Here is a 14,483-nt window from a genome sequence, read left to right as displayed (position 1 = left end):
GTCATTATTTTTTGTTGTGATTGCGTCCGTAGACCAACCAAGTAATCAGAACGCAGGCGATATAAAACAGGACAAAAATTTTCATTGCCCCAGCAGGTGAGCCTGTCATTGCTAACGAAGTACCAAATGCTTTTGGAATAAAAAAACCGCCTATCGCACCAATGGCTGAGATAAAACCAAGGGCGGCAGCACTTTCTGTTACTGCTTCTTTTTGAGCAGCCTCATCTGTTGCACCTTGTGCTTTCATACGGTCAACAGTGATCTTGCGAAATACGACAGCAATCATTTGGAAAGTAGAGCCACTGCCTAAACCTGCGGTTAAAAACAGCACCATAAACACGCCATAGAAAGCGATAAAAGAGCCACCAGCACCGTGTTCAGGTAAGGTTAAGAAAAGCAGAGCGGAGAAAATAGCCATAAGAATAAAGTTAATCAGTGTGACTCTAATACCACCAAACTTGTCAGATAACGCGCCTCCGACAGGGCGTGCCAAAGCACCTAATAAAGGTCCAAAGAACGCATAGTGCAAAATCACCACATCAGGAAATTGGGTTTTTGATAACATGGCAAAACCGGCAGAAAACCCAATAAACGAACCAAATGAACATAAATATAAAATGCTCAATAACCACAAGTGACCACGTTTCAGTACCGGTAATTGTTGGCTTAATGAGGCTTTATTTGCGGCTAAATCATTCATGCCAAACCAAGCAGCAAAGGTGAAAATTAATAAAAAGGGCACCCAAACCCACGCGGCATTTTCTAGCCATAAACGAGAACCATCTGGCTGTAGAACACCAGGGCCACTAAACATAGCAAAAACACCCACACCAATAACTAATGGTGCGATTAACTGCATAACGCTAACACCCAGATTACCTAAACCACCATTTAAACCTAATGCACCACCTTGGCGTGCTTTAGGAAAGAAAAAGCTGATATTGGCCATACTTGATGCGAAGTTTGCACCAGCAAAACCACACAATAGTGAGATAACAATAAAGGTAGAATAAGAGGTGTTGGTATCTTGAACTGCCATGCCTAACCATAAGCAAGGAATAATCAAGAAAATGGTGCTAATTGCAGTCCAACGACGACCACCAAAGATGGGAATAACAAAGGAATAAGGAACGCGTAAAATCGCGCCTGACACAGAAGGCAGAGCCGTCAGCATAAATAGCTGATCAGTGGTAAAATTAAAACCGACCTTGTTTAAATTAACTGCCACCGCACTAAAAAGCATCCATACGCAGAATGATAAAAGTAAACAAGGAACTGAAATCCATAAATTACGCGAAGCGATTTTTTGACCTGTTTTTTCCCAAAAAGCCTTATCTTCAGGATGCCAGTCTTCGATCACCCCTTTTCTCATTTTTTCCGGGTGTTGAGTGAGTGCCATAGCGACCTCTATTAACAATTAAATTGGCACCTTTTTACGATTAGAATTGTTAACGAGTCATGATCTGAATCAAGCAAACATTTGTTTGATTTTTAAGCTAAAATGCTAATATCCACCTAAGTATTAATAGGGTTACATTAATATTTACATTTATAATCAATAAATTAAAACAAAGTCATTATAATTTACCAATGAAATTATCCACCTCGTCTATTAAGGGGTAACACTTTAGTAGTATGTGACTTTTAATAAGTTTTTAAGGCAAGATAGCAGCAGAATAAATATGGGAAATATAGAGATGACAGTAAACCGAGTACGATGGAATTACCGTTTTTCAATAATTAATCAAATCGCAATATTAATGCTGCTATTCACCTTATTAGGTGTCGTGGGCATGGCTATCTCTAACCATATTGTTTTAAGTGTTCAAGGAAATGCTCATGCGATAAATAAATCTGGCTCTTTACGTATGCAGAGCTATCGCTTGTTAGCATCTTTGCCTTTAGATAAAGCTCATCGTTATTATATTGATGAATTAGAACGTGATTTAGATAGCGAAGAACTGCTTCAGGTTATTAGTACATCATCGTTAAAATCACAATACAGTACTCTGACTCACTATTGGAAAGAAACACTAAAACCTACGTTATTATCCGCTAAACAAACCCAAGATGTGCAGCAAGAGGTCATTAGTTTTGTCGCACAACTGGATAAATTAGTGCTTAGTATTGATCAGCTAACGGAGCAAAAAATTAGGCTGGTGGCTTATACTCAACTTATTTTTACTGCCCTTACCTTATTACTGCTTTTTGGCTCTGTTTGGCATTTTCGCCGTCGTTTGTTGCATCCTTGGCAACAATTAATGGCAATGGCAAATTCTATTGGCCATGGTAATTTCTCTGCACGTTTTCATCAACGAACACACCATGATGAAATAGCCACATTAGGTATTGCTTTGAATACGATGTCTGAGGAGCTCTCTACTCTTTACAGCGAATTAGAAAAAAGAGTGGTAGAAAAAACCCATGATTTACAACAAAAAAACCAAGTACTTTCTTATTTATATCACTCTAGTCAACAATTGCATTCCCAAGCCCCACTTTGTGCCCGTTTACGACAAATTTTACATGAATTACAAATAATTATTCCCGATGCTTATTTGCAAATTCGACTCTACGAAGATAATCATCACACTCTTTTTAATGAGATAAATTTAGCACCTCAATCACGACCAGAGCACTGCCCTGATCAACAGTGTGACCGCTGTGAAGAAAACCTGCCTATTAAGCTACAACCAAAGAGTGAGTTATTACATTGGGAATTAGCTGATCAAATCCATCGTTATGGATTATTTGTCATGCAGCTACCTGAAAATATTACGCTAACAGATGAACAGAATAATCTTATGCTATTGTTAATCAAACAAATTTCAGCGATGTTAGCGATGGAGCAACAAAATGAGCAGCAACAACAACTGTTATTAATGGACGAACGATCTGCTATTGCTCGTGAATTACATGATTCTATTGCGCAATCGCTCTCATGTTTAAAAATGCAAGTAAGCTATTTGCAGATGCAATCTGAAACCTTACCAGAGAACTGTCAAAAGCTCTTAAAAGAGATGCGAGAAGAGTTAAATGTAGCCTATCGTCAATTGCGGGAATTATTAACGACATTTCGTTTAAAACTCACTGAACCGGGGCTGTTAGCCGCACTAGAAAGTACATTAAATGAATTTAACCAACGACTCGGTTTTTCAATTAGTTTTGATTATCAGTTACCCGCTAAATGTGTCAATTCACACCAAAGTATTCATGTAGTACAAATTGTTCGTGAAGCCTTAAACAATATTTTACAGCACGCCAATGCTAATTGGGCAGAAGTGTCTCTGAGCCTACATGAAGGCGCTGTTGAACTAAGAATTAATGATAATGGTGAAGGGATTGCACCTAATCCTGAAAAGCTTAATCACTATGGTCTGATTATTATGCGTGAGCGCGCACATAGCCTAAATGGCTCTTATACTATCAAGGTACGTGAACAGGGCGGTACCCAAGTATTTGTTAAATTTCCATTGATAACTACTCATAAAGATCCTGTCGAAAATGGAGCAAGTCGTAATGAATAATATGGAATCTATCGCAGAGAAAGCGACAATTTTATTGATTGATGATCACCCGATGTTACGCAATGGCGTAAAGCAGTTATTAAGCCTTGATAATACTCTCACTGTTGTTGGTGAAGCAGGCGATGGTATTCAGGGCGTTAAATTAGCTGAAGAGCTCGATCCTGATTTAATCTTGCTTGATCTTAATATGCCAGGAATGAATGGATTTGAAACGCTGGATCAACTGAGATTAAGATCATTATCAGGGCGGATCGTAGTATTTAGTGTTTCTAATTACAGTGACGATCTGGTGACGGCATTAAAACGCGGAGCCGACGGTTACTTACTAAAAGATATGGAACCAGAGGAACTACTCTCTTCACTCAAACAAGCCGCGGCAGGAAAAATGGTATTAAGCCCAGCGCTTACACCTATTTTAGCAGAGTCATTACGCGAAGATAGATCTGAAGGTGAGCGTGATATCGAGCAGCTCACTCCACGCGAGCGCGATATTTTAAAATTAATCGCTCAAGGGCTATCGAATAAAATGATCGCTCGTAAGCTTGATATCACAGAAAGCACCGTTAAAGTGCATGTAAAACATTTACTGAAAAAAATGAAATTAAAATCACGTGTTGAAGTGGCGGTTTGGGTTCATCAACAACGCGTTGATTAATTAATATTAGGCATAGTGGGCTGATGAATATTCATTAGCTCAACTAATTCTTTCGCTCCTTTTTGCAATGACTCCCCTTTTAACCACATTGCATGAATAGGCAAACGTAACTCATTTTTTGTATTCTTAAATTGAAGCTGTTTTAATTTACCTTTTTGCAGCTGAGTATAAATCAGTGAATAAGGCAAATTACCCCATCCCATACCGGCTTCAACCATACCTAATGCCATTTGGAAGCTGTCAGTTTGCCAATAGTTGGTCGCGACTAAAGAGCGTACATCTCGTAATTCTTGAGTATGGCTAGCAATAATAATTTGGCGAACATTCACTAAATCTTCAATAAATACACCTGCTGGATGAGCAAGAGCTATGTGGCTCGCTGATATTGTGGCAACAAGTGATTCAGAACCTAAATATTGAAATTGCTCATCACCATTAACGTACATTCCCCCATATACTAAACAGAGCTGTATTTTGCGCAAATGAAGCATTTCAATAATGTCATCTTGCGCTGCCGTTATTACATTGACATTGAGTAGTGGGTAACGCTGAGTCAATTCTGATAATGCTGGTAATAAATAATCTGGGTTAATATCAGCAGCAACACCGATATTTAACACACTCTCAAGATCCATCGATAATTCCTGAGCATGTGCCTGTAATAATTTTAATTGCTCGGCAATCATTCTTGCATGAGGTTCAAGCGCTTTGGCTTTTTCTGTTGGTTGTGGCTCACGCGATGATCGTTCAAAAAGCGCATAACCTAGCTCTGCTTCCATATTAGCAATTGCCATACTGACTGCCGATGGAACGCGTTTTAACGAACGTGCAGCCGCAGAGAAAGAACCTTTGTCCATCACTGCTAAAAATAACGCAATATGTTCACTAGAGAACTGCATGTTCACTCCTGATGTTTCAGTTAAATTGATACTAGCTGACTTTTTCTGTCATTTTTGTTGATTTATCTTACGATGCTTAACGTCACTTATCCATAGAAAAAGAGAGCAAGATGCAAGGAATTAAACGAAAAATTATTTACGTTACCGCTTATGAAATTTTTGGCTGGATAATTTCTTCGGTGGGATTAGCCTTGCTTGCAGATAGCTCAACCGCAGTAACAGGGCCATTGGCATTAGTGATAACAACAATTGCTGTAAGCTGGAACTTTATTTATAACTGTCTGTTTGAATTCTGGGAAAGCCGCCAAGTTTCAAGAATTCGAACGTTTAGACGTCGACTGGCTCATGCTATCGGATTTCAATTAACGCTGGTACTTTATTTAATCCCATTAATTGCATGGTGGTTAAGTGTTTCATTATGGCAAGCATTAGTGATGGATTTTGCACTGATTATTATTATTCCTTGCTATACCTTTGTTTATAATTGGGTTTTTGACAAAGTATTTGGATTACCCAAATCGGCATTACCTGAAAATTCGCCAGTAGCCTAACGTGTTGAATAGTATAAATAGAGTGATCCTTTATAGGATCACTTTTCAACCGCATAAATATCTTCTAACGCAAATTGCTCAATCCCGCCTTCTAACTCACAACGACCTAACCCCATATTTTTATCATCTGCTGTTGTTCTTTTTAGCAATTTACCTGTTACTTGCCCTAAATCTTTATCAAGCTCAATAACACGGTAATACTCTTTCATATAGCTCTCTTCACCTAATGCCATATAAACTAAAAATTCATCACCAATTTTAATGTTCATGCTTTTAGTTACTCACACTTAATCGTTAATCGAAATAAAATAGTGAGGTTCAGTCTAACTAAAGCTTCTCTAAGATAAATTGACTCACTCGATATTACATTAAGTTAGTTTATCAATTTCCAACTCATCATTATGATGCTGATCAGAATAAATGAGAGCGTAAGATACTGAAAAAAGCGTTCAGATAAATAAACCAAAAGATAACGCGCTAAAGGAATAGAAAAAAGAGAACCTAAACAGAGGATCAGTGCTGTATGAACATCGGTATATCCACCTGCACTATAAGCAATTGCAGAGCCGCCAGAAAGGATCGTGGTAATAAAAATAGAGGTACCTATTGCCTCTTTAATTCCCATTTGAGCAAAACGCATTAATACAGGTAACACCACTAATCCACCTCCAACGCCAGTCGCACCTAATACAAAACCGGCACTCATTCCTGGAACAAGTAGTGATGAAACAGTTATCGCACTCGGTGGTGTTAATAATGTTAAGGGATCAATAGAAGATTTTCTTATCATTCGCTGTAAAAAAAGGATGAGTGAAAAAACGATAGCCACGATCATCAAGATATTTATGCCCGATTCTACTCGCGCATAATATTGGGGTTGGTTACCTAACCATGTTACGCCATAACTGGCTAAAAAAGTGGCCGGAAACATAATACCTAAAATAAGTAGCGCCGGTTTTAGCGGGATATTACCTAAACGAAAATGAAGATAAGAAGATGATAATTTCATTAGCATCGAGAGCAAATTAGCGGTTGCAACAGCCGCTAATGCATTCATACCAAAAAGATAAATAAGTACAGGCAATAAAATAACACCACCACCAACACCTGTTGTTGTAATAACTAAACCAATCACAGAACCAATGAGGAGTTGTGTTACTAACAGCATCTTATTCCCTTTTCACCATGCTCTAAATATGGATAGATTATAAGCAATATAACTTATAACCAAAAGGAATTAGATATAACAAATAGGAATATGAATTACGTTATTATAAAAAAGCATCTTAGCTTGCTGAAAATCAAAACTAAGATGCTTTATAATTAAAGATAATATCAATATTAATCAATGGATTACTGATGTTAGATTAATTAATTTCAGCTAAAATAGCTTCTGCTGAGAAATATTCACCCGTTTTGGCTTTTTGCTGTAAAACACCATTACGAGAAGCAATAACCTGTACTTCCATTTTCATTGCTTCCATTATTGCAATTACATCACCTTCATTCACATTTTCACCATCAGACAAAATCCAGCTATGTAATACACCTGAAATTGGCGCAGTTACTGCTTTTTCATTTTCTTCTTTCTCATTACTCATGCTGATTGCTGTTGGTATTAGCGCAGATAAAGACAAAAGCTGCGCTGGTAATGCAAGTTGATGACGACGACCATCAATTTCAATAAAGGTACGCACTAACTCCTCATTTTTTGCTGCCGTACTACGTGGAAATTGAGTGTTAGTACTATTAAAATCAGTTTCTATCCAACGAGTATGCACTTTAAATTCATCTGTAAAATCATGTTGTTCCATCATTGCTCGATGAAAAGGTAATACACTTGCCACGCCTTCTATTTTAAATTCAGCCAATGCGCGACGAGCACGAGAGATAGCCTGTTCACGCGTTGCCCCTGTTACAATCAATTTTGCCATCATCGAATCAAACTGGCGCGATACTTGATTATTTTCAACCACCCCACTATCAACTCGCACGCCGGGGCCTGAAGGCTGAGTAAAATGCGTAATTAATCCTGGTGTAGGTAAAAATCCTTTAGCCGGATCTTCCGCATTAATTCTAAATTCAAAGGAGTGGCCACGAGGTACTGGTGTTTTATCAATACTTAATGGCAAACCTTCTGCAATACGTAGCTGCTCGATAACTAAATCGATGCCAGCAGTCTCTTCAGTAACTGGATGTTCAACTTGTAGCCGCGTATTCACTTCAAGGAATGAAATAGTGCCATTCGCACTTAATAAAAACTCTACAGTGCCAGCGCCAACATAGTTTGCTTTAGCGCAGATATCTTTTGCTGATTGATGAATGCGTTGGCGTTGTTCATCACTTAAATAAGGTGCTGGTGCTTCTTCAACTAATTTCTGATTACGACGCTGTAAAGAACAATCTCGCGTCCCAACAACGACGACATTACCTAATTTATCCGCAATAATTTGTGCTTCAATATGGCGAGGTTTATCTAAAAATTGTTCGACATAGCATTCACCACGGCCAAATGCCGTTACCGCTTCTCGTACTGCTGAATGATAAAGTTCTTCAATTTCATCCATTTTATAAGCGATTTTTAACCCTCTGCCACCACCACCAAATGCGGCTTTTATCGCAACGGGTAAACCATATTGTTTAGCGAAATCGTAGACTTCTTTGGCATCATTAACCGGATCAGCTGTACCATTTACTAATGGCGCACCAACGGATTGGGCAATTTTACGCGCCTGTACTTTATCACCCAGTACTTCTATTGTTTCAGGATTAGGGCCGACCCAAATAAATCCTGCATCTTGAACTGCTTTTGCAAAATCAGATCGTTCAGAAAGAAAACCATAACCGGGGTGGATCATGGTTGCTTTAGCCTTCTGAGCAATAGCGATAATTTTCTCAATATCGAGATAACTCTCTTTGGGTAAATTACCCTTTAATCCATAAGCTTCATCGGCAAGGCGAACATGTAACGCATCAATATCGTCATTAGCATAAACTGCTATCGAAGTGGCGCCATAGTCTTGGCAAGCACGAATAATACGAACAGCGATTTCACCTCTGTTAGCAATAAGTACCCGATGCTTCACTCTGCTATTTTGGTTAGTTATTGTCATGAGTGATATGCTCCTATCAATATTCCTGAAATGGGGTGATGGGGTTAAAACGAATGTTTGCATTAACAGGAATTTGCCCTGCTAGTGGTAAGTGGTATTCAGCAACAGCGCCAATAACAGGGTAACCACCCGTTAACGGGTGATCATTAAGGAATAAAACGGGTTGACCATTGATTGGTACCTGAATTGCACCAATACAAGTCCCTTCACTTGAAAGTTCTTGTTTTTGCTCTCGCTCTAAAGGTGTGTTCCCTAATAAACGTAATCCTATACGATTAGATTGCGGAGTCACTTGCCACAATTGCGAGGTTAACGTTTTTATTGCATCAGCAGTAAACCAATCAGCGCGAGGCCCTAAAATAACGTCAAGCGTAACGGTATCACCTGATTTAGGTAATTCAGTTAATGGCTGTTCTTCAACAATTATGCCACTTAGCTCAGTTTCACTATTTAGATGTAATACATCCCCTTCTCGTAATGCATTTGGGCCAATTTGCGCTAATGTATCAAACGCGTGACTACCTAGTATTTTTGGTAGAGAAAAACCCCCTCTAACCGCCAAATAGCTGCGTACGCCAGCAATAGGTACACCAATAGTAAGCTCATCACCACAGCGAATATCTAGCGGTTGATATCCACTAAAGCGCTCAATATCACCTGCTTCATGCTTTAAGCTGATAACACAATCTGCGCCTGTTAATGCCATTACACAATCTTGTCGTGCTTTGAGTGTTAACCCACCTTGCGTAATTTCAAGCACAGCTAAAGTTGGGGGATTTCCTACTAAACGATTCGCAGCATGTAATGCGGGTTTGTCTAATGCACCTGAAGCTGAAACCCCCATTGATGCAGCCCCAATACGTCCTTCATCTTGAAATAGTGTTTGTAATCCCGCTGAAATAACATAAAGCCCTTGAGTACTAAATAAGGGTGATAAATGAGTGTCCTGCGTTTTTTCTGGCAATGAAATAGTTGTTGGTACTTTTTTTGCATCCACAAAATGAACTTCATTACCAGGTAATAAGAATGCGGGTTGTTCACGAGAAAGATCCCACATTTTTATTTCGGTAGTACCGATTAACTGCCAACCACCGGGGCTTTGTTGTGGATAAACACCACTAAATTCGCCAGCAAGCCCCACTGAGCCAGCTGGGATACGTGTGCGAGGTGTTTTTTTACGAGGAACATACAACGGCGTTTCTTCAGAAATAAGGTAAGCAAATCCCGGAGCAAATCCGGTAAATGCAACTTGGTAAGTTTGTTCTGTATGTTTACGGATCACATCACTAATGCTGATCCCTAATAATTCGGCAACTTCATTAAGATCCTCCCCTTGATAATCAACAGGGATCGTTAATGATCGAGTTTGTCGAGATAACACGGCTTTTATTTCTAACTTTCGCACCATTAACACAAGTTCTTCGGCACTGATTAGCCACGGTATATAGTGAATTAACAGTGTCTTAGCTGCGGGTACCATGTCTTGTATCGCAGGAATATCAGCCTGTTTTATTGATTCATATAACGCCAGAGTCTCTTTTAAAGATGAAAGCTCAACAAGTAAGTGAGATAAATTAACCGGCAAAAAACGCATAAGATATCTCCTTTTTAAACATGGTAAGCAGCATCAGGCACATCCGTAATAAACATATGTCCTGGTGCGTGGCTTAATGCAAAAGGAACACCTGAGCGCATAACAGCCGCTTGTGGTGTTACCCCACAAGCCCAAAATACAGGTATTTCACCTTTTTCTATTCTGACTGGCGAACCAAAATCAGGTGACATAATATCGCTAATTCCCAATGCGAGAGGCTCACCAATATGCACAGGTGCACCATGAACAGAGGGAAAACGACCACTTATCATCACAGCATCAGCGACACGATCTGCCGGGATAGGACGCATCGAAACAACTAATTCCCCTTTTAAGCGCCCTGCGGGGCGACATAAACGATTTGTTTTATACATCGGCACATTGCAATTATCAGTGATATGACGAATTTCAATACCCGCGTCTAGCATGGGTGTTTCAAACGTAAAACTACAGCCAATCAGAAAAGTGACTAAATCAGGATGCTGCGCCCAAATATCTGTCGCATCTGTTATTTCATCAACTAATTTGCCATTTTCCCAAACCCGATAAAGCGGAATATCAGTCCGTAAATCAGCACCTTCAGCTAAAATAGTGTGATAACTTCCTGCGTCACAAACATCTAAAATAGGGCAACTTTTGGGGTTACGCTGCGCATAAAGTAGAAAATCAAATGCCCAATCGCGAGGCAGGCTTATCATATTAGCTTGTGTCATTCCTTTCGCCATTCCCGCTGTAGGTATGGCTAAGCCATTGCGAATGGCTAATCTGGCTTCTTGCGCTTGCCTCACTGCATCAGCTGTTGCTTTCATTAATATCGTCATCATTTACACCTTTGTTACCATTAAAGAAGGCGCAAATGGCTTAATTTCTACACCATGATGAACTAAAAGTTCTTTGACGCTTTTCGCTAAATTAACCGCATCTGGGCTATCGCCATGAACACAAATCGAATCTGCTTGTATTGGTGTAAATATGCCTTCAATTGATTCAACCCCACCTTCTTGCACCAGTCGCAACATACGTTGTGCAACAAGTTTTGAGTCATGTAAGACAGACCCTTCTTTTTTTCGTGAAACCAATGTGCCATCTGAATGATAAGCCCTGTCCGCAAAAGCTTCTGCTATAACACTAAGCCCTTTTTCTTTCGCTAAAGCGATTAATGGTGATCCTGCCAATGCAACTAGCACTAACTGAGGATCAACAGCGAGTATTCCTTCAATGACAGCTAATGCTTGGCGTTTATCATGGGCAATGGTGTTGTAAAGTGCGCCATGAGGTTTGACATAAGTGACTGTCATATCTGCGGCTTTAGCTAAACCTTGTAAGGCACCTATTTGATAAATCACATCAGCGATTAATTCATCACTGGCAATATCCATATTACGACGACCAAATCCCACTAAATCGGGATAAGCAACGTGAGCACCAATGGCTGTATTGTGTCGCTTGGCTGCTTTTAATGTTTTTAAAATACCGTCAGGAGAACCCGCATGAAACCCACAAGCAATATTAGCGCTGCTGACAATTTCTAATACTGCGGCATCATTACCCATTGTCCATTGACCAAAGCTTTCGCCTAAATCACTATTTAAATCTATCGCCTTTATCATCGTTGTTATTCCCCTAAGCAATATTGAGGTAATTGAAGATAGCGCCTACTGACATAACACCCATATACCATGTTAATGAGCAAACAATGATGCCTGACCATAACAGCCATGCAGGGTATTTATAGCCATTCATTAAATCTTTACGACGCCATGCAACGAAAATAAATAACGTCATACCAATAGGTAAAATTAAGCCATTAAAACCGCCAGCAAAAACCAGTAACGCCGCAGGTGCCGTGCCCATAACCATATAAATAACTAATGATACAGCGATGAAAATAATGGTTGCGATATTACGTTGACGTTCAGTAACACCTTTTTTAAATACAGTGATAAATGACATCGAGGTATAAGCAGCACCAATAACACTTGTTAGCGCTGCGGCCCATAAGATCAAACCAAAGACACGTAATCCAGTAAGTCCTGAGGCATGTTGAAATGCTTGAGATGCTGGATTAGCTGCATGGCTAGAGATATCAAGCGTTACACCGCTAGAAACAACACCAAGGATCGCAAGGAATAAAATGTAGCGCATCAAACCAACGACTAAAATACCTTTAGTTGCTGCACTCGAAACCACCTCAATGTTCTCAATACCAGTAGTGCCTTTATCAAGCAGTCGATGAGCTCCGGCATAACAGATATAACCCCCAACAGTTCCCCCAACAATAGTTGTGATAGTGGCGAAGTTAATTTCATCAGGCAAAACAGTTTGTCTTAGTGCTTCGCCTATAGGTGGATTTGAGGCAATCATGACAAATACAGTCAGTAAAATCATAACTACGCCAAGAATAATAATCATCCGGTCAATAAAATTACTGGCTTTACGTGATGAGAAAATATAAATCGCAAGCAAGGCACTTAAAATCCCGCCCCATTTAGGATCAAGCCCAACCATGGCATTTAATCCCAATCCTGCTCCCGCAATATTACCAACGTTAAAAACCAATCCACCAAAGATAACTAATACGGCTAATAAATAACCACTTCCCGGAATTGCTTTATTTGCAATATCAGATGCGCGCATATTAGTGACGGTAATAACTCGCCATATGCTTTGTTGCACAATGTAATCAATAACAATAGAAGCGAGGATCCCAAAAGCAAAAGCTGCGCCCATTGTCGCGGTAAATGTTGCTGTTTGAGTAATAAACCCAGGACCAATTGCAGAGGTCGCCATTAAAAAAATGGCAGCAATTAATGAAGAGCGCCTATTTTTTATAAACGAAGTTGGAGCTGTATTTGCAGTATCTTGTGTAGCCATCGGCTACCCCCTTTATCATCATTATTTTAATTATTATCACTTAGGCAATTAACGTGCCATTGTTGAGCACAACATCTATATTGTTAATCATATGATATTAGATTGTTGAACAATTAATAATAATAGATGAATAAATAAGCAAATAGATTTAAATATGAGATTGTAAAAGTGCAAACAAGATCACTTTTTTAACATTTTTTTGACATTTAATCGTGCTTAATAAGTGATAAAAATGCACTCAAATAAAGCATCAAAATTTAGCATGATCAAAAATGGTGCATTTTATTGATAGCTGATTTAGCTTAATTATTAAAATTTTCGAAGAAAGAGACTAATGATCGTTGATAAAAATAGAAATAAATAGGGAACTCTATCAGTGAGAAATGCGACATACTGGCACAATAGAGGTTATATATTTTAGAACTCGCTGGTAGAATGGGCACTCCTATCGAGGATCTATAGCAAAAGATGACGCAAAAAAAATCGCACCACAAATTCTTTCCCAAAAAGTTGCTGAGATTATTCGGCAAAAAATCACTATTGGAGAATTACCTCCTGGTGAAAAGCTTTCTGAAACCGCCTTAAGTGAAACTTTAGAAATTTCGCGTAACACATTAAGAGAGGTTTTTCGCATACTCACAGAAGAAGGTCTTCTTACTTATAAACCTAATCGTGGCGTGTTTGTTTCTGTACCAGATATGGCAACTATTATGGATATTTACCGGGTAAGACGATTAATTGAATGCGATGCTTTGCGCCATTCTTATCCTATGCATCCTGCAATAAATAAGATGATAGATAAAGTTAACGAAGCTAAAATTTTTCAAAATCAACAAGATTGGAATGGTGTTGGAACATGTAATATGCATTTTCATACCGCAATTGTTGAGCTTTCTGATAGCCCTCGATTATTTAAGCAATATCAGTTAATTTCAGCTGAATTACGTCTAGCTTTTGGTTTGTTAAACGATCCCCAACTTCTTCATGCCCCATATATTGAAAAAAATAGGTATATTTTAAAGTTATTGATGGATGGAAAAGCACAAGAAGCAGCTCTTGCAATGGAAGAGTATTTAGATATTTCAGAACGAACTGTTCTCGCGGCATTTTCTCGCCAAAATCTCTGCTAAAAATGCCCTAAATTAGGGCTAATTTTATTGTTTTAACCCTTATTTTAACTATAGTTTTAACAATGAATATTCAGATTATTTTTTATTCATGTTTAAAAGTAGATAACTTAATATAAACTAATCACAAATTTTATAAAAAA

Annotated in this window: 13 protein-coding genes; 4 read left to right on the top strand and 9 right to left on the bottom strand. The window is 38.8% G+C overall.

Annotated features, from left to right (window positions below):
- Window positions 1–4: 4 nt before the first annotated feature.
- Complete coding sequence (locus tag M997_RS03730) at window positions 5–1,399, bottom strand: NarK family nitrate/nitrite MFS transporter (RefSeq protein ID WP_064718773.1); 1,395 nt, start codon at window positions 1,397–1,399, stop codon at window positions 5–7.
- Between the two features lie 283 nt (window positions 1,400–1,682).
- Between M997_RS03730 and narX the strand changes: the two genes are divergently transcribed.
- Both narX and narL read left to right on the top strand, forming a co-directional pair.
- Complete coding sequence (gene narX, locus M997_RS03725) at window positions 1,683–3,527, top strand: nitrate/nitrite two-component system sensor histidine kinase NarX (RefSeq protein ID WP_428838605.1); 1,845 nt, start codon at window positions 1,683–1,685, stop codon at window positions 3,525–3,527.
- Between the two features lies 1 nt (window position 3,528).
- Window positions 3,529–4,182, top strand: a complete 654-nt coding sequence (narL, locus tag M997_RS03720) for a two-component system response regulator NarL (RefSeq protein ID WP_109406178.1) — start codon at window positions 3,529–3,531, stop codon at window positions 4,180–4,182.
- Here narL and M997_RS03715 read toward each other — a convergent pair.
- Window positions 4,179–5,081, bottom strand: coding sequence for a LysR family transcriptional regulator (locus M997_RS03715; RefSeq protein WP_064718767.1), 903 nt, complete (start codon window positions 5,079–5,081; stop codon window positions 4,179–4,181). The two genes, narL and M997_RS03715, sit on opposite strands and share 4 nt — an antisense overlap.
- 110 nt (window positions 5,082–5,191) lie before the next feature.
- Between M997_RS03715 and M997_RS03710 the strand changes: the two genes are divergently transcribed.
- A complete protein-coding gene (locus M997_RS03710) occupies window positions 5,192–5,632 on the top strand; it encodes a PACE efflux transporter (RefSeq protein WP_064718765.1) in 441 nt (146 codons plus the stop codon).
- A gap of 38 nt (window positions 5,633–5,670) precedes the next feature.
- Here the strand turns inward: M997_RS03710 and M997_RS03705 are convergent, their stop codons facing one another.
- The 7 genes from M997_RS03705 to M997_RS03675 all read right to left on the bottom strand — a co-directional run bounded on the left by M997_RS03705 (window position 5,671) and on the right by M997_RS03675 (window position 13,213).
- Entirely contained in the window at window positions 5,671–5,901 is a 231-nt protein-coding gene (locus M997_RS03705; protein WP_064718763.1) for a hypothetical protein, read from the bottom strand.
- A gap of 104 nt (window positions 5,902–6,005) precedes the next feature.
- The gene (locus M997_RS03700; protein WP_064718761.1) at window positions 6,006–6,800 is read right to left on the bottom strand and encodes a sulfite exporter TauE/SafE family protein; all 795 of its coding nucleotides are present in this window, start codon (window positions 6,798–6,800) and stop codon (window positions 6,006–6,008) included.
- 199 nt (window positions 6,801–6,999) lie between these two features.
- Window positions 7,000–8,745 carry an acetyl/propionyl/methylcrotonyl-CoA carboxylase subunit alpha gene (locus tag M997_RS03695; RefSeq protein WP_064718759.1) on the bottom strand — a complete coding sequence of 582 codons (1,746 nt, stop codon included), beginning with the start codon at window positions 8,743–8,745 and terminating at the stop codon, window positions 7,000–7,002.
- A gap of 16 nt (window positions 8,746–8,761) precedes the next feature.
- Window positions 8,762–10,339 (bottom strand): 5-oxoprolinase subunit B/C family protein, encoded by a 1,578-nt coding sequence (locus M997_RS03690; protein WP_064718758.1) that lies wholly within the window; start codon window positions 10,337–10,339, stop codon window positions 8,762–8,764.
- Window positions 10,340–10,353: 14 nt separating this feature from the next.
- A complete protein-coding gene (locus tag M997_RS03685) occupies window positions 10,354–11,160 on the bottom strand; it encodes a putative hydro-lyase (protein ID WP_064718757.1) in 807 nt (268 codons plus the stop codon).
- A gap of 3 nt (window positions 11,161–11,163) precedes the next feature.
- A complete protein-coding gene (locus tag M997_RS03680) occupies window positions 11,164–11,949 on the bottom strand; it encodes a LamB/YcsF family protein (RefSeq protein WP_064718756.1) in 786 nt (261 codons plus the stop codon).
- Between the two features lie 13 nt (window positions 11,950–11,962).
- Window positions 11,963–13,213 (bottom strand): NRAMP family divalent metal transporter, encoded by a 1,251-nt coding sequence (locus M997_RS03675; RefSeq protein WP_064718755.1) that lies wholly within the window; start codon window positions 13,211–13,213, stop codon window positions 11,963–11,965.
- Between the two features lie 458 nt (window positions 13,214–13,671).
- Between M997_RS03675 and M997_RS03670 the strand changes: the two genes are divergently transcribed.
- Window positions 13,672–14,343, top strand: coding sequence for a GntR family transcriptional regulator (locus M997_RS03670; protein ID WP_064718754.1), 672 nt, complete (start codon window positions 13,672–13,674; stop codon window positions 14,341–14,343).
- Window positions 14,344–14,483: the final 140 nt, after the last annotated feature.

Source organism: Proteus hauseri ATCC 700826, assembly GCF_001654965.1.
GTDB classification, from domain to species: domain Bacteria; phylum Pseudomonadota; class Gammaproteobacteria; order Enterobacterales; family Enterobacteriaceae; genus Proteus; species Proteus hauseri.
The sequence above is the reverse complement of the archived record's forward strand: the minus strand, read 5'-3'. Positions and strand labels throughout refer to the sequence as shown.